This is a genomic window from Acinetobacter sichuanensis, from assembly GCF_003024515.2.
Lineage (GTDB): Bacteria > Pseudomonadota > Gammaproteobacteria > Pseudomonadales > Moraxellaceae > Acinetobacter > Acinetobacter sichuanensis.
The window spans coordinates 1-16,585 of the sequence record NZ_PYIX02000034.1; the positions used below are offsets into that span (position 1 = coordinate 1).

General features: G+C 39.4%; 15 protein-coding genes and 1 riboswitch. Of the genes, 2 read left to right on the forward strand and 13 right to left on the reverse strand.

Annotated elements, in window-relative coordinates:
* Nucleotides 1-77 precede the first annotated feature (77 nt).
* On the forward strand, nt 78-515 hold the full coding sequence (locus C9E89_RS16460) for a hypothetical protein (protein WP_107009471.1): 438 nt from the start codon (nt 78-80) through the stop codon (nt 513-515).
* Between the two features lie 19 nt (nt 516-534).
* Here the strand turns inward: C9E89_RS16460 and C9E89_RS16465 are convergent, their stop codons facing one another.
* From C9E89_RS16465 to C9E89_RS16495, 7 genes are all read right to left on the reverse strand, one after another.
* A complete protein-coding gene (locus C9E89_RS16465) occupies nt 535-795 on the reverse strand; it encodes a hypothetical protein (RefSeq protein ID WP_107009470.1) in 261 nt (86 codons plus the stop codon).
* Entirely contained in the window at nt 779-1,144 is a 366-nt protein-coding gene (locus C9E89_RS16470; protein WP_107009469.1) for a YkgJ family cysteine cluster protein, read from the reverse strand. The genes C9E89_RS16465 and C9E89_RS16470 overlap by 17 nt, the downstream gene beginning before the upstream one ends.
* 224 nt (nt 1,145-1,368) lie before the next feature.
* Complete coding sequence (locus C9E89_RS16475) at nt 1,369-2,166, reverse strand: oxygen-binding di-iron domain-containing protein (protein WP_107009468.1); 798 nt, start codon at nt 2,164-2,166, stop codon at nt 1,369-1,371.
* 176 nt (nt 2,167-2,342) lie between these two features.
* Complete coding sequence (locus C9E89_RS16480; protein ID WP_107009467.1) at nt 2,343-2,921, reverse strand: TMEM165/GDT1 family protein; 579 nt, start codon at nt 2,919-2,921, stop codon at nt 2,343-2,345.
* A gap of 88 nt (nt 2,922-3,009) precedes the next feature.
* Nucleotides 3,010-3,153: riboswitch (yybP-ykoY riboswitch) on the reverse strand.
* A gap of 123 nt (nt 3,154-3,276) precedes the next feature.
* Complete coding sequence (locus tag C9E89_RS16485) at nt 3,277-5,229, reverse strand: 2-oxo acid dehydrogenase subunit E2 (RefSeq protein ID WP_107009466.1); 1,953 nt, start codon at nt 5,227-5,229, stop codon at nt 3,277-3,279.
* A 2-nt stretch (nt 5,230-5,231) separates the two neighbouring features.
* The gene (gene aceE, locus C9E89_RS16490) at nt 5,232-7,934 is read right to left on the reverse strand and encodes a pyruvate dehydrogenase (acetyl-transferring), homodimeric type (RefSeq protein ID WP_107009465.1); all 2,703 of its coding nucleotides are present in this window, start codon (nt 7,932-7,934) and stop codon (nt 5,232-5,234) included.
* A 238-nt stretch (nt 7,935-8,172) separates the two neighbouring features.
* On the reverse strand, nt 8,173-8,901 hold the full coding sequence (locus C9E89_RS16495) for a M23 family metallopeptidase (RefSeq protein ID WP_107009464.1): 729 nt from the start codon (nt 8,899-8,901) through the stop codon (nt 8,173-8,175).
* 106 nt (nt 8,902-9,007) lie between these two features.
* Between C9E89_RS16495 and C9E89_RS16500 the strand changes: the two genes are divergently transcribed.
* Nucleotides 9,008-9,448 carry a DUF721 domain-containing protein gene (locus tag C9E89_RS16500; protein ID WP_107009463.1) on the forward strand — a complete coding sequence of 147 codons (441 nt, stop codon included), beginning with the start codon at nt 9,008-9,010 and terminating at the stop codon, nt 9,446-9,448.
* 97 nt (nt 9,449-9,545) lie between these two features.
* On the opposite strand, the gene lpxC is transcribed toward C9E89_RS16500, so the two are convergent.
* The 6 genes from lpxC to murC form a co-directional block, all read right to left on the reverse strand.
* Nucleotides 9,546-10,448 (reverse strand): UDP-3-O-acyl-N-acetylglucosamine deacetylase, encoded by a 903-nt coding sequence (gene lpxC / locus C9E89_RS16505; RefSeq protein WP_107009462.1) that lies wholly within the window; start codon nt 10,446-10,448, stop codon nt 9,546-9,548.
* Between the two features lie 125 nt (nt 10,449-10,573).
* Nucleotides 10,574-11,755 (reverse strand): cell division protein FtsZ, encoded by a 1,182-nt coding sequence (gene ftsZ / locus C9E89_RS16510; protein ID WP_107009461.1) that lies wholly within the window; start codon nt 11,753-11,755, stop codon nt 10,574-10,576.
* 163 nt (nt 11,756-11,918) lie between these two features.
* Nucleotides 11,919-13,181, reverse strand: coding sequence for a cell division protein FtsA (gene ftsA, locus C9E89_RS16515; RefSeq protein ID WP_107009460.1), 1,263 nt, complete (start codon nt 13,179-13,181; stop codon nt 11,919-11,921).
* A 63-nt stretch (nt 13,182-13,244) separates the two neighbouring features.
* Nucleotides 13,245-14,099 carry a cell division protein FtsQ/DivIB gene (locus tag C9E89_RS16520; protein ID WP_107009459.1) on the reverse strand — a complete coding sequence of 285 codons (855 nt, stop codon included), beginning with the start codon at nt 14,097-14,099 and terminating at the stop codon, nt 13,245-13,247.
* 4 nt (nt 14,100-14,103) lie between these two features.
* Nucleotides 14,104-15,033 carry a D-alanine--D-alanine ligase gene (locus C9E89_RS16525; RefSeq protein ID WP_107009458.1) on the reverse strand — a complete coding sequence of 310 codons (930 nt, stop codon included), beginning with the start codon at nt 15,031-15,033 and terminating at the stop codon, nt 14,104-14,106.
* A 90-nt stretch (nt 15,034-15,123) separates the two neighbouring features.
* Complete coding sequence (murC, locus tag C9E89_RS16530) at nt 15,124-16,572, reverse strand: UDP-N-acetylmuramate--L-alanine ligase (protein WP_107009457.1); 1,449 nt, start codon at nt 16,570-16,572, stop codon at nt 15,124-15,126.
* Between the last annotated feature and the right edge of the window lie 13 nt (nt 16,573-16,585).

Below are 16,585 nucleotides of genomic sequence, written 5' to 3' on the forward strand. Positions count from 1 at the left end.
CATCTATTGTGAAAAAAAATTTAACTCTTATACTGTGCAAAAATTCAAAATAAATAATCTCAAGAGGTAAATTATAAATGCGTAATAATATTGCACTTTTAATATTTATTTTTTCACTTCCCGCAATCGGTCTGTATGGTTTATATATTGTTCTTGAAACTTATAGTTTATTTATACCCGATATATTTTTCTCAAATGGAAAAACCCCAATACTTAGTTCTCCTATTTCATCTATCTTCAAACTTTTTGTACATTTTTGTGGGATTGCAACGTGGATCTTGATTATTCCGATGGTAAAAACATGGTGCAATAACACTATTGTTAATAGAAAAATACTAACGATATTTACTGCAACACTATGCATCGGTTTATCACCGTTTTATCCCTACATGTATTCTGAATGGAGTGCTGGTCTAATTATTGCTATGCCTACAATTATCTTTGGTATCTATCTAATTACTTGGCATATGAATGATCATACTAATGAAAAAAATCCTCCCTCATCAATAATCTAAATACTCAATGTTATTCACATTACAAAAAAACTGACCCATTGAAAACAGAAAACAGTTTACTTTTAAGCACATAGGCACATGCCACTTCATACCTTTTGGAATCATAAAGAATGAGCCTTAAATCAACAAAACGATATTGAACATTCAATATTTTAGCTGTTTCTATTTCACTCATTAACCGATTATTTTTTGCTAAGGCAAAGTCACTGGTCAAATACACATCATCTGCAAGCAAATTAAAAGTCATCAAAAGACCTAATCCTTTAACAAACTTGGTCATAACCATCATCATTACTTGGTAATACAGGTTCAATTTCAACCAATGGAATTAAACCATGTGCAGAACGTGCTTTATTACACTGTGCATCACCTGCTTGAACTTCTTTACAGCTTGAACTGCGTTGTTCATACATTGTGCAACTCACTTGTTGCCCAATTTCACCTGACAACATCACACAACGTGGATTTTTTTGATTGGTACCTTTCATACATGAATAGACAGGCGTTAATTCATCTACCACGCCTTCAGGCATAATTTCACCTTCTGCCCAATAAAATGAAACCCTGAAAAAGGCGCAACACGCCCCACAGCTTAAGCACGCATCCTGTGCTGAGATTTGAGACAACATATTTTTAAAATTCTCGCGGTCAAAAAAACCTCCTTCATTTTTTAGTCATGAAAGAGGTTTCAAAAAATAAATCAGAGTTTTTACAACACATCAAAAAGTGGCGATCTATCCCGTTTTAAACAAATATAGATCACAACTCAAATGAGGAAAAAATCCATTGTGTAATACAAATCCTAATTATTTTTTTTCTTCAACTCAATATTTTTTTCTAATTTTTTGTTCATTTATTGTGGGTATGAAAATACCATTTCATCCATCAAATCTATGCCACATTGCAAATTTTCAATCCAATCCAAAAACTCATTAATCATCTTTTTACCTACAAAAGGCGTTCCATGTTGCGGCACGATCATTTCAATATCCATTTGACGCACCATTTTCACCCAAAGACGAATCACACGATTTGAACACATATAACGCTGATGAAAACCTTTCATTGTGGGAATATGTGCTGCAAAATTATCAATGGGTTTCGAAGCATCTTTCACCATAGATGCCCCCATATCACCAGAAAATAAAATTTTGGAAATTGGATCATAAAATTGAAAGTTTCCAACCGAATGTAAAAAATGTGCAGGCACAGCAATAATTTGACATTCGCCTAAAGAAATCGCAGCTCCTTGATCAGGTAACTCAACTAAGCGCTCTAACCAACCACCTTTCATACGATCACTCATAAATGCAGAGTTTAAATGTGGTAAAAAACGTGCCCATAATTTTGAAGCAACCACTTTGGCATCGGTATAGACCAACCAACGCGGCATAGAGGTAATAATGTCAGGGTCTTGATGCGATGCCATGACATAATCAAGGTTTTGTAAACGTGTATATTTATTGAGTTCCATGGTGAGTGGAACATAAGTCAAATCACCCCCCGGATCTAAAACCGCAGCACGCTCATGATCAAGAATCAGAAATTGATTGGCTTGTACCCCCTCTCCTTTCACCAAACTGGTAAAACTAATACATTTATGCGTACCGTTATCAAACAGCACTTGCGATGTTGTACGATCCAAAGCCATATCCAACCCCAAAAAATTCTTTAAATAAAATCGTTTTTTAATTTAATATTCACAATATAAGTAGTTTAACAAAGTTACAATACATACACATAAAAATTTTATGGATTTATTTTTATTTTAAATTTTCCAAAAAAAAGCTCAAACTTAATTGAGCTTTTAATCTATTCATTTTTAAATTAGAAGAAATAATGTTGTACCAATGCAGCAACACCAATCACCAAGAAAATTAATGCACCAATTTTATGAATTAATGAAATTGGAAGTTTATCTGCCAATTTATTACCAATAAATACTGCAGGTGCATTCACTAACATAATCCCGATGGTTGTACCTAATGTCACCCAACCAATACTGTCAAAACGCGCAGCTAAAGCAACAGTCGCAATTTGGGTTTTATCGCCAATTTCAGCCAGAAAGAACAACACAAATGTTGCGCCAAAAACACCATATTTTTGCCATTTATTAATACTTTCAGATTCATCATCCAACTCATCTGGAATCAGCATCCAAGCTGCCATCGCAATAAAACCAAGAGAAACAATCCACAACAAAACAGTTGGACTTAAAACAGTGGTAATCCATTGTCCAAGTACAGCAGAAACACCATGATTCACCACAGTTGCTAGAAAAATAGCGATAAGAATCGGTACAGGTTTACGAAAACGTGCAGCAAGTAATAATGCAAGGAGTTGGGTTTTATCACCCATTTCTGATAAGGCAACAACCACTAAAGAAATAAGAAAGGCACTAAACATGTCATATTCTCTGGCTAGCAATATTTACCGATGACTTACCCCTCCTGCTAGCCTAGATGAATAGTTGCCTATTCAATGCAGAGTGATAAATCAAAGGTCTTGCCAACAAAAGAAACTGAATCTTCAGTTAAATTGGTTCTTTGCTATGATGACCATGTTCTGTTGAACAATTATGTTGACCATCACCTATTCACAAAAATGTGAATAGCGGCTACTCCCCAATGAAGTGTATTGCTATATTAATCTGCTTCTGTTTTATTTTCAATGAAATTCAGCTAAAGCGATTTTTCTTGAGTATACCTATAAAAAAACCTTGCCGAAGCAAGGTTTTTTTTATTGATTTTTAAGGCTGAAATTACAGCAAAATATTACGAATATCTGCTAATAGCTTGGTCAATTTGTTAGTAAAACGTGCTGCATCCGCACCATTAATCACACGGTGATCATAAGACAATGACAACGGTAACATCAGTTTTGGATCAAAACCTTCACCATTCCATACAGGTTGCATGGTCGCAGGTGAAATGCCCAAAATTGCCACTTGAGGCCAGTTCACTAACGGTGTAAATGCTGTACCACCAATAGAACCTAAGCTGGTAATAGTAAAGTTCGCACCCTGTAAGTCTTTTGGTGAAAGTTTCTTATCACGGGCTTTTTTACTGAGTTCACCCAGTTCAATCGCAATTTGCTTAATTGATTTTTGATCAGGATTACGCAGCACAGGAACAGTAAGACCGTCAGGTGTTGCAACAGCAATGCCCATATGGATTTCGTTACGTAATACAACTGACTTTTGATCATCCGCCAAATGACCTGCAAAGTATGGTTCTTCTTTCAACAGGAATGCCACCGCTTTAGCAATGAATGCCAAAATCGTCAGGCTGATACCATCTTGTTTAAATTTACCTTTGAGTTCACCACGCCAAGCTTCAAGCTCAGTGATATCTGCCAAGTCAAACTGAGTCACTTGTGGAATGAAATTATTCAATGACAACTGTGGTACAGACACTTGCTGTAAACGAGTCATTGGTGCAATTTCACTGCCACCAAATGCACTAAAGTCTGGTAATGCTGGCAAACCTGAAGCAACAGGAGCAGCCACTGTCTGAGCTGCTTGTGGCGTTGTCAATTTCACTTTCACAAATGCGAAAACGTCTTCCTTCATGACACGTTCATGTGGACCTGAAGCTTTTACTTCCGCTAATACCACACCTAATTCACGTGCAAGTTTACGTACTGCTGGACCTGCATAGACTTTGGAATTGGCTGCATTTTGTTCTTTGCTTAACTTATCTGCGCTGTGTGTTGCTGATGCTGTTTGAACAGGAACAACTGCTTTCTGTGCTTCAACTTTAGCAGGCGCTGCTACAGATGCTTGTGCAACAGGTGCAACAGCTTGACCTTCAGCCTCAATGGTCACTAAAGCAATACCTTCAGATACATTTTGCCCCAAAGTGACATGAATGGCTTTAATGGTACCTGCTGTTGTACTCGGTACTTCTACCGTTGCTTTGTCTGATTCAACCACAATGATGCTTTGGTCTTTCTCAACCTTGTCACCTACTGCAACTAAAATCTCAGCCACCGCTGCTTTATCTACACCCAAGTCAGGAACTGCGATTTCAACAGCACCTTTTGGCGCTGCTGCCACAGGTGCAGCAACTTCAACTTTAGCAGTTTCAACCACAGGAGCCGTAGCTGGTGCAGCCACAACTTCATCTGCGACAGGTGTAGCTGATGCAGTTTTCACTTTCAGTAATACAACACCTTCTTTAACACTATCGCCAACTTGGATGATCACAGCGTCAACAATACCTGCAACAGTACTTGGTACTTCAACAGTCGCTTTGTCTGACTCAACCACCACAATGCTGTCATCTAAAGCAATTTCATCACCAACAGCAACTAAAATTTCAGATACTGTGGCTTTTTCAACACCAATATCAGGCACTTGAACATCAACCACTTGCGAAGATATAGCTGCTACAGGTGTTTCAACAGTTTCTGATTTCACTTCAGCAGCAACGGCTTGTGTTGCTGTTTCTACTGGTGCTGTTTCAGCAACAGGCGCTGCCGTTTGACCTTCAACCGCTAATTCGATCAGCACAGCCCCTTCAGCGACTTCATCGCCTTGCTGAACTAAAATACTTTTCACCACACCTGCTGAAGTGCTTGGCACTTCAACAGAGGCTTTGTCAGATTCTAACAATACAATACTGTCATCGACAGCAATCGTATCACCCACTTTGACCAAAATTTCAGCCACTGTGGCTTTATCTACGCCAATATCAGGAGTCGTAATGTGCATAATTAGTTCTCCTCTTTATAGTCAGCAACAGCATTGACTGAAGGTGTTGCTTGAGGTGCCCAAGCCACAGGACGGTCGGTTTCTAGTTCAAAGCTAACAATTGCATCTTTCACTAAACGAGGATTTACTTCGCCTTCATCGGCAAGTTTCTTCAAGGTTGCGACAACAATATGAGCTGCATCAACACCAAAGTAACTACGTAATTTTGCACGTGTATCAGAACGACCATAACCATCTGTACCTAATGCCACGAATGGGCGGTTATCAGGTAAATATGCACGAACTTGTTCACTATAAGCACGCATATGATCCGTTGCAGATACGATAATACCTTTAGTATCACGTAATTGTTCAGTAATCCATGCTTCCTTCTGTTCTTCAGTCATTGGATGTAAGCGGTTATACTCTTCACATGCCATACCATCACGTGCCAATTCGTTGAAGCTTGTTACACTCCATACGTTTGCATGAATTTGATATTCTTCACGTAAAATTTTCGCTGCTTTAATCACTTCACGTAAAATGACACCTGAACCCATCAACTGCACAATAGCTTTGTCATCTTTTTCAAATAAGTACATACCACGCTTAATGCCTTCTTCGGCATTTGCAGGAATCGCAGGATGTTCGTAGTTTTCATTCATCACAGTTAAGTAATAGAACACACGCTCTTGGTTGACATACATGCGTTTTAAACCATCATGCACAATCACTGCTAACTCATAACCAAAACATGGATCATAAGAAATACAGTTTGGAATCGTGTTCGCCAGAATATGTGAGTGACCATCTTGGTGCTGCAAACCTTCACCGTTCAGCGTTGTACGACCCGCAGTTGCACCAAGTAAGAAACCTTGTGCCTGTGCATCACCTGCCGCCCATGCAATATCACCAATACGTTGGAAACCAAACATTGAGTAATACATATACATTGGAATCATTGGTAAGTTATTGGTTGAATAACTTGTACCCAAAGCAGACCATGCACTCATTGCACCTGCTTCGTTGATCCCCTCTTGTAGCATATGACCGTCTTTAGCTTCACGGTAATGCATTAACTGTTCTTGGTCTTCAGGGGTATATTTTTGACCATGTGCGGCATAAATACCCAATTGGCGGAACATACCTTCTAAACCAAATGTACGTGCTTCATCAGGTACAATTGGAACTACACGGTCTTTAATGGCTTTTTCTTTCAGTAAAGATGAAATCAATCGTACCATTAACATAGTAGTCGATTGTTCTTTACCTGCAGAGCCTTTCAAAACCGCATCAAAAACTGATAATTCAGGAATCGCCAATTGTTCGCTTTCTTTACGACGTGCAGGCAAATAACCACCCAATGCTTCACGACGCGCCTTCATGTATTTTAATTCAGGCGAGTTTTCACTTGGACGATAGAACGGAACTTCTTCAAGTTGCTCATCAGTAAATGGTAAGTTAAAACGGTTACGTACATATTTTAAAGATTCAAGCTGCATCTTTTTAATCTGATGCGTTTTATTCACCGCTTCGATCTCTTCAGATAAACCATAACCTTTCACTGTTTTCGCTAAGATAACAGTTGGTTGACCTTTAGCAGTCATCGCTTCGGCATAAGCTGCATAAACTTTATATGGGTCATGACCACCACGATTGAGATTATCAATATCTTCATCGCTTAAGTTCTTCACCAGTTCTTCTGCTTCAGGGTAGCGACCAAAGAAGTGCGCACGTGTATATGCACCACCTTTTACTTGATAACGCTGATAATCACCATCTACCGCTTCTTCCATAATGGCTTTTAAAGCGCCTGTTTCATCTTTCGCTAATAGCGGATCCCAATGACGACCCCAAACGACTTTGATCACACGCCAACCTGCGCCACGGAACAATGACTCAAGCTCTTGGATAATTTTACCATTACCACGCACAGGACCATCAAGGCGCTGTAAGTTACAGTTCACCACCCAAATAAGATTATCGAGTTTTTCACGACCTGCGAGTGAAATTGCACCTGTACTTTCAGGCTCATCCATTTCACCATCGCCAAGGTAAGCCCAGACTTTACGGTTTTCTTCTTTGATTAAACCACGGTTCATCAAATACTTTTGAATGTGTGCTTGATAGATCGACATGATCGGACCAAGACCCATTGATACTGTCGGGAACTGCCAATAATCAGGCATTAAATACGGATGTGGATATGATGGTAAACCCACGCCATCCACTTCACGACGGAAATTATTTAAATGCTCTTCAGTCAAACGACCTTCTAAGAAAGAACGTGCATAAATACCAGGCGCACAGTGTCCTTGGTAATAAATCATGTCACCACCAAAGTGGTCACTGTTTGCACGGAAGAAATGGTTAAAACCGACATCATAAAGCGTTGCAGAAGAAGCAAAACTTGCCAAGTGACCACCAAGATCATCACCTGTTTTGTTAGCACGTAGCACCATTGCCAATGCATTCCAACGAATGAGCGCACGAATACGGCGCTCCATATCTGCATCGCCTGGCATTGCAGGGGTTTCTTCCACAGGAATGGTATTTAAGTAGGGGGTATTTAATCGCTGAATAGGAACATGCTTAGAAATCGCTTGCTGATAGAGTTTTTCTAATAAGAATGCAGCACGCTCAGTTCCCATATGTTGCAACACAGAATCGAAGGCATCTTGCCACTCTTGTGTTTCTTGAGCGTCGGTATCACCATAATACGCCATATCCCATCTACTCCTTGAACTATTTTCTATATCTTATATGTATCATGTTTTAGGGGTGTTAAGTTATCGTTACAAATGAATGTCGATTGTGAGCATTATTTAGTAACTAAATACTTAGTGACTATTTAACACACAAAGAAACAAAAAACCGCCAATTTAGGCGGTTTTTTATACAATATAGATTTATTTTAATGATAAGCTTTTAGTCTAGAAATACATTTTGCTCATCATGTAAGGCTTAAGGCAGCATTGCTAAATAAGTTGATGGATTGCGACGTTGACCATCTTTTACAACTTCATAATGCAAGTGTGGACCTGTACAACGACCTGTACAGCCGACATTGGCAATATGTTCACCTGCTTGTACTTGATCGCCTACACGAGCAATTAAACGTGAAGCATGTGCATAACGTGTGATATAGCCATTACCATGGTTGATTTCAACATATTGACCATAACCTGTACCCCAACCTGACTTGGTTACAATACCCGGACCAGTCGCATAGATTGGTGTTCCACTTGGTGCAGATAAATCTAAACCTGAATGATTTTCAGCACGTCCACCCATAGTGCGTCCACCATAGTTTGAACTCACGCGCTTCATATCAGGTAGCGGATGTGCAATTAACCATGAATGTTGAGAATTTGCTGAGTAATTTACTCTAGATGAAGATGAAATTGCAGCTGAACCATATTTTTGTGCAATCGTTGCATTGTTGAGTTCAACTGGTTTTTCATTTGATGTACGCAAATGCGGTTGGAATGTTACGCTTCCTGGAATATCCATATCGTCAGGATGAGTATATGAGCCTTGAGATACGGTGGTATGAGATAGCGTCTTAGAAAGTTGCTCTAAGCGATCTGGAGCAGATGTATTAGAAGCATCTAATTGGACTAAATCTGCGAATGCAACCGATGCAGCAGAAGCCGCCAAAGAAAATGCCAATAAAATACGTCGCGAATGCATAAAAACCTCTTTTAACTGTTCTTAATCAAGTTCCTTGAGTGATCTCGTCCTTGATATCTACTGAAACGAGGGCTTAAGATAAGACATAACTATGTAGGAAAAATGTATGTCTGAACCTAAAAATCTCTTTCATCAAACAAGACAACACGTAAAAACAGGAAACTTATCGTTTCTTAAAAAGCAAGTTGCCGAATGGCAAAAACTCACTAAGCTAATCCAACCTTTACTACCTCAACCAGAAGTATGGCAGGTTGTCTGTTATGAACATGGTATTTTGACCATCACCGGTGAAAATCAAGCCATGATTAGTCAACTCGGTTATCTTCAAAAACAATATATTTTTCAATTGTCACAATTAGAAGAATTTCAAAATCTAAAAAAATTGCAAATTAGACTACGTGAAAACACAGAAAAATCGACAATTCCTCAAAAATCTGTTCAATCCCTCACACCAGAAACACAAGAAATGTTGCAACATGCTGCTAGTTTTGTGAACGACGCTAAGCTTAGCCAAGCTTTGTTACGTTTGGCAAGCAATAAAAAGTAAACAATAAAATAAAATATTGGATATTGTATTTACAAAAAGCCAACCGTGTCACATTATTTTACGTTACTTTATAACATTGCCGCTTAAAAGCAAGGACTTATAAGACTTGTACATATTGTATTGGACAGCTTTTCATGTCATCAAATGTTACAATTTCATAACTGCTTGGATCACTTTTAACATTGCGTAAAAGTTGATTATTGAGCGCATGTCCAGATTTATAGCCATCAAATTTCCCAATAATTTGATGACCCAGAAGATATAAATCTCCAACTGCATCTAAAATTTTATGACGGACAAACTCATCAGCAAAACGTAAACCTTCTTCGTTTACGACACCCGTATCATCTAAACCAACAGCATTTTCCAAACTCGCACCTAGAGCTAAATTATGTGATTTTAGATAGTCTAAATCTTTCATAAAACCAAATGTACGCGCTCCACTGACTTCATAAACGAAAGTTTCAGTAGAAAAATCGATGGTTGCTGACTGATATTCTTTAGCAAAAGCAGGATGATCGAAATCAATTTCAAAGTTCAGTTGAAAACCATGATGAGGCGAAAAAATAGCTCTTTTATCATCAATTAATGCTTCAACAGGCTTAAGCATACGAATAAATTTTTTAGGTGCATCTTGCTCAACTAAACCGCCCTGCATAAGCAAGTAAATAAACGGTCCCGCACTCCCATCCATAATTGGGATTTCTGATGCTGATACTTCAATAATGAGGTTATCAATGCCCAAACCAGCAATAGCGCTAGTCACATGCTCAATAGTGCCTACTTTGGCATCTTTTTCGACTAAATTTGAACACATGAATGCTTCTTGGATCAGCATTGCATCTGCCTGAATATCAACAGGCGGATTTAAATCAATACGACGGAACACAATACCCCCATCAGCTACATGAGGTAAAAAGTTAATCATGACTTTCTGCCCGCTATGTAATCCGATTCCACTCGCTTTCACGACTCGTTTCAGGGTACGTTGTTTCAACATGCTAATTCGGTCTTCATTCTCAAATCCGCTATACGTTAGCACATTTAGCCATTGATAAAAAACAAAAAAGGCAGTGAAACTTACTGCCTTTTTCGATCATGATCAGTCTTTATTTGAATTATCAATTATTTACGTTGTTGATTTTTCAAATAATCTTGAATACTCATTGGAGTAGAACGTGGCGATGCACTTGAGTTCGTTGCAGGCGCATCACTGTTTTGACGCTTGCTGATCGCAGGTACATCATCTTCATCAACTGGATTTTGACTGGTTTTTTGCACATTTGCAGCAACATTAACAGAAGCACGACGCTTTACTTCTGCTTCATTGGCATTGCGTGTTAAACCTGTTGCAATCACAGTCACGCGAATTTCATCACGCGCATCTGGATCAAATACTGTACCAAAGAAAACTTCACCTTCATCAAGGTCAACAATCTGATTGACCACATCTGTGATGATCTCAGTTTCACGTAAAGTCACATCTGCGCCACCTGTGATGTTAATTAACACCCCTTTGGCATTCATGATATTTACGTTATCTAATAATGGACTACGAATAGCAAGACGTGCAGCTTCTTCAGCGCGGTCTGGACCACTGCTCTTACCTTCGCCCATCATTGCATAACCACGTGTACTCATCGCAGTTTTTAAATCGGCAAAGTCAAGGTTAATATGACCAGGACGAACAACGAGATCAAAGATACTACGCACAGCGTTTAGTAATACGTCATCTGCTTTACGGTAAGCATCTTGCATAGAGATGTCACCATAAACACTTAATAAACGCTGATTTGGAATAATAATCAATGAGTCTACATGTGCTTCAAGCGCTTCAATGCCCTTTTCAGCCGAACGTTGACGACGACGACCTTCAAAGTTGAATGGTGTTGTGACAACACCAACGGTCAAAATACCCATTTCCTGAGCAATTTCAGCAACAACTGGCGCAGCACCTGTGCCTGTACCACCGCCCATACCAGCGGTAACAAAGACCATGTCTGCACCTTCAAGGTGTTGACGAATCAATTCACGACTTTCTTCAGCAGCAATTTGACCTACATCTGGGTTTGCACCTGCACCCAAACCACGGGTACTTTGTTCACCGAGTTGGATTTTAAATGGCGCATTCATACGATCTAAAGCTTGTTTATCTGTATTTGCACAAACAAACTTTACCCCTTTAATGTCAGACTGCACCATGTGTTGTACGGCATTACCACCGCCACCACCAACACCAAACACAGTAAAACGGGCTTGACCGTTACTATCGGTTTGTTCATCTTCTAAAAATTCAAATGAGGCCATGACCTTTAGATTTCCTACTTAATGTATGGCAGTCACTTAAGCCCGTATACTGCCTTGATCTTCAATAATAAAATTTGTTTTTAGGATGCTGTTCATTGTCAGACTTGTCAAGTACAGGACGACATGCTTACAACTTTTTAACAATATTCCCAAAAAACCACACCTAAAAAATACCTTTTAATTTGTTATTCAACGCGACCCAGCCATTTGCCACACGTTCCCAAACTGAACGATGACTATTAACTTCAGGCTCTTCTACAGCATCTTGCATATCACTTTGGCTGAATAACAATAAACCAGATGCAGTTGCATACATTGAACGACGTAAAGCAGATAAATGTTGGTCATCAGCATAAACATTAACTGTTGGATTACCCAAATGGGCAGAAACACCCAACATTCTACGTGCTAACGTTACCATACCTTCGATTTGACATACATCCCCAGTCAATACCACGCCATGATATAAGCTTTGCAATGCGCCACGTTGTTCTAATTCATGATGAACTAAACTCAAAATTTCTTCGTAACGTGCAATAATAATTTCTGCAAGTTCAATACGACTAATCGTTTGTGGTCCATCAATTGCTTCAAACTGAATCATATGTTCAGGTTTAACTTGATGCAAATCTACACAACCATAGAGTAACTTAATTCGCTCTGCTTCTTCTGTAGTCGTTTGTAATACAGCTGCAATATCTCGCGTCACATTTTCACCACCACGTTGAATGGTATGTGCTAAAACGAGATGCCCTTCTATATAAACTGCAATATTGGTGGTACCTGCGCCAATATCAAGTAAACATACACCATATTCTTTTTCGTCTTTGAGCAAACTACCTTCAGCAGTTGCCAAACACGATACCACCATTTTTTCTACAGAAATATTTGCGCCTTTCATTGCCCGATCTAAGTTTTGCATCGTAGCAATAGGCATCATCATTAATTGATAATGCGCAGTCATACTATGCGCGGTTAGATTAATCGGGTTTTGCACCCATTCAGGCGAATCATCTAACTCAAAACCTAAAGGTACTGCTGTAGCAAGATAATGATCTGCCGTCATATGACTGGCTTTAGCAAGATCTAATGCACGTACAACTTCTGAAGTGGTAATCGTACGTTCTGGGTTTGAAATAGGTGTACGTCCAACTGCATAATGACTTTGTAATTCTGTACTTGGAATAGATACCCATGCAGAATGTACACGGCATTCTGCCATGTCTTCCGCTTCTTGTACGGCTTGTTTAATTGCAGTTATGACTTTTTCTAGGCTGACAATTTTGCCTTTGGTCATACCTTTATTGCGTGCACTAGCCATGCCAATAACCTGAATATTATCAGGGGCATGCACCTTACCTATTAGAACTGAAACTTTATGTGTCCCAATGTCTATCGCAACAACTGAGGGAACAGCTTCACTCATCACTTCGCTACCATTATCTTCATTGTTTATCTTTGGCTCATCGCCTCTTTATAAAGCCATCTATTATGGCTGCACTACTCTTGCATCTGCAACGCTTGGTTCATCGCTCGTTACAACAAAGCCACCATTCAAAATTTTCGGCGACCTTGAATCTTTCCATTGAATTGCAAGACCATTTCGATAACGTAAATCAATCGCAGAAATCGTTGACCAAACAGGTTTTAAATCGGTTTGTGCTAAATGACTTAAACGTTGCAACTTGCTCATCGTCTGATCTTGATCAACAATAATGCGTAAACCCGAATCAAACTGCATAAACCATGTCATACGCTCAGTTAAATACAGTTCTTTTAATCGCAAATTCGCAGGATGAAATAATTGATTTATTTCATTATAACGACGCATCATGACTTTAGATTGGCTGAGTGGACCATGTAAAAGAGGCAAATTGCTATGATTACGCACTTGTACCTCAGTATAAATATCTCCACTGTCACTTAATAATCGCCCCGTTCCCCAACGGGCAATCGCATGACGCGGCATCACTCGAACACGAATTCCATTTGGCCATGCACGTGCAACAACCACTCGATCAACCCATGATACTTCAAGGGCTTTATCTCGGATTTGCTCTAAGTCTGAAGTAAAGTAATTGTCTTTTACAACAGGTGCTAAGTGCTGCGACAATACTTCATTTTCCAGTGCTGATTGAGTACCTACCACTTGCAAGGTTGCAACCTTAGCATCTGTCACAACTTTGTATAAACCAAACAATCCTACACACAATACAAGAAAGGCGATCAGGAGCAACACCCATCCTCCCGCATTGATGAACTTCTCTTTGCGGGTAGGTGGTTTATCATGTATTGATGTAATGGCTGCGCGTTTACGACGCATTGAAGCAGGAAGTTGAGCCATAAACTTAGTGTGCTTGTTCCGTTAAAGTCTGCGCTAAAATCGCTACACACAATTCATCAAAGCTGTAACCCACAGCATTTGCAGCTTTAGGAACAAGAGAATGGCTCGTCATACCTGGTACAGTATTCACTTCTAATAACCAAAAATTGCCTTGCTCATCTAGCATGGCATCAATACGTCCCCAACCGCTTGCACCAACTGCTTGGAACGCACGTAAACAAAGCGCTTGTAGTTGTTTCTCTTCTACATCACTTAAACCACATGGAATACCATATTCCACATCATTACGATTATATTTTGCTTCATAATCATAAAAAGCTACATCAGCAGGTGGTTGTAAACGAATAACAGGAAGAGGCTGACCATTTAAAAATGAAATTGTATATTCACGCCCTGTAATCCACTTTTCAGCCATGACAATAGCATCGTGTACAGTGGCTTTATCAATAGCATCGGCAAGGTCTTCAATTTTTTCAACCTTACTCATGCCCACACTAGAACCTTCATGTACAGGCTTGATGATTAGAGGTAAACCCAGATTTGCAACAATTTCTTCTAAGTCAGAATCTTTTGAAATAATACGATAAGGTGCGGTTGGTAAGTCAGAACCTTGCCAAATTTGCTTGGTTTTAACTTTGTCCATACCAATGGCTGAACCTTGTACACCAGTTCCTGTATAAGGGATGTTTAACCACTCCAAAACACCTTGAATTTGACCATCTTCACCACCACGACCATGCAACACAATAAATGCACGATCATAATTTACAAGTTCTGTCACGCTACGCTCTTGCGGATCAAAAGCTTCTGCATTAACACCTGAACGTAATAATGCTTCTAATACAGCTTTACCACTATCTAATGACACCTCACGCTCAGCGGATTTTCCACCAAGCAATACCGCTACTTTGCCGAATTTAGAAGCATTTGACACGTTTAAATCCTTAAACTTATAAGTTAATCAATAAAATAAATACTGAGCTTCATCTATACAACAGTACAGATGAAGTACCTTACTCAGTCATTATTTTAAATAAAGTTGGTTTTGAGCCAATTCTACCGAAATTGCACCCACGTTACCCGCACCTTGTGTTAATAACAAGTCATTTGCTTGTAACACTTTTTGTATCGCGTTTTGTAAATTACCTTCAACAGGATCAATTAAAATAGGTTCAACTTCACCACGCAAACGAATACTACGTGCTAAAGCACGACTGTCTGCACCCACGATTGGTTTTTCTCCCGCAGGATATACTTCTAAAAGAAGTAGTTGATCGACCTGAGACAGCACATCAACAAAGTCATCAAAACAATCACGTGTACGACTGAAACGATGAGGTTGGAACATCATCACCAAGCGACGCTCTGGATGACTCGCACGTGCCGCTTTAATTGTCGCTTCAACTTCTTTAGGATGATGACCGTAGTCATCAACAAGTTTTACATTACCTTCACCAAGTTCAAATTCACCTTGCACTTGGAAACGACGACCAACACCACTAAAGCTTTCTAAAGCACGTGCAATAGCAGCATCTGAAACACCTTCATCGGTTGCAATACCAATCGCAGCCAAAGCATTTAAGATATTGTGCAAGCCCGGCAAGTTAATGGTTAAACGCAAAGGTTCACGATCTTTACGTAAAACGGTAAAGCTTGATTGCATGCCGATTTGTTCAACATCAATTGCACGAATATCATTGTCTTCATTAAAACCATAAGTTAAAACAGGACGACCGATACGCGGCATAATTTCACGAATATTGGCATCGTCACCGCAGACAACAGCTAAACCATAAAATGGCATTTTTTGTAAAAACTTAACGAAGGTATCTTTTAATACATCAAAGCTACCACCGTAGGTATCCATATGATCTGCATCAATATTCGTTACAATCGCAGCCATTGGTTCTAAGTGTAAAAATGATGCATCTGATTCATCTGCTTCAGCAACGATATAACGACTTGCTCCAAGCGCTGCATTTACACCTGTACGATTTAATAATCCACCAATCACATACGTTGGATCCATATTTTCTTCAGCAAGCATGCAAGTGACTAAGCTGGTTGTTGTCGTTTTACCATGCGTACCTGCAACTGCGATGCCATGACGGTAACGCATCAGCTCACCCAACATTTCAGCACGACGAACGACAGGAATGCGGTTTTCTATTGCTTCTTTAACTTCAAGATTTTCAGGGTCAATGGCAGTTGAAACCACCAATACATTTGCACCTTGAATATTTTTAGCTGTATGCCCGATATAAACCTTAATGCCATTTTCTTCAAGCTGTGCTGTTGTTTTAGATGCCTTAATATCAGAACCTGAAACTTTATAACCTTGGTTTTTCAACACTTCGGCAATACCACACATGCCTGCACCACCGATACCCACAAAATGGATATGTTTAATACGGCGCATTTCAGGGATTTTAATGAGGCTTTTTGCTTTATCAGCTGGGCTTGTTGGAGACATAATCAACTCTAAC

Coding starts and splice junctions, on each gene's coding strand:
- C9E89_RS16460 (WP_107009471.1), top strand. CDS start 78: ATGCGTAATAATATTGCACTTTTAATATTTATTTTTTCACTTCCCGCA.
- C9E89_RS16465 (WP_107009470.1), bottom strand. CDS start 795: ATGACCAAGTTTGTTAAAGGATTAGGTCTTTTGATGACTTTTAATTTG.
- C9E89_RS16470 (WP_107009469.1), bottom strand. CDS start 1,144: ATGTTGTCTCAAATCTCAGCACAGGATGCGTGCTTAAGCTGTGGGGCG.
- C9E89_RS16475 (WP_107009468.1), bottom strand. CDS start 2,166: ATGGCTTTGGATCGTACAACATCGCAAGTGCTGTTTGATAACGGTACG.
- C9E89_RS16480 (WP_107009467.1), bottom strand. CDS start 2,921: ATGTTTAGTGCCTTTCTTATTTCTTTAGTGGTTGTTGCCTTATCAGAA.
- C9E89_RS16485 (WP_107009466.1), bottom strand. CDS start 5,229: ATGCACATTACGACTCCTGATATTGGCGTAGATAAAGCCACAGTGGCT.
- aceE (WP_107009465.1), bottom strand. CDS start 7,934: ATGGCGTATTATGGTGATACCGACGCTCAAGAAACACAAGAGTGGCAA.
- C9E89_RS16495 (WP_107009464.1), bottom strand. CDS start 8,901: ATGCATTCGCGACGTATTTTATTGGCATTTTCTTTGGCGGCTTCTGCT.
- C9E89_RS16500 (WP_107009463.1), top strand. CDS start 9,008: ATGTCTGAACCTAAAAATCTCTTTCATCAAACAAGACAACACGTAAAA.
- lpxC (WP_107009462.1), bottom strand. CDS start 10,448: ATGTTGAAACAACGTACCCTGAAACGAGTCGTGAAAGCGAGTGGAATC.
- ftsZ (WP_107009461.1), bottom strand. CDS start 11,755: ATGGCCTCATTTGAATTTTTAGAAGATGAACAAACCGATAGTAACGGT.
- ftsA (WP_107009460.1), bottom strand. CDS start 13,181: ATGAGTGAAGCTGTTCCCTCAGTTGTTGCGATAGACATTGGGACACAT.
- C9E89_RS16520 (WP_107009459.1), bottom strand. CDS start 14,099: ATGGCTCAACTTCCTGCTTCAATGCGTCGTAAACGCGCAGCCATTACA.
- murC (WP_107009457.1), bottom strand. CDS start 16,572: ATGTCTCCAACAAGCCCAGCTGATAAAGCAAAAAGCCTCATTAAAATC.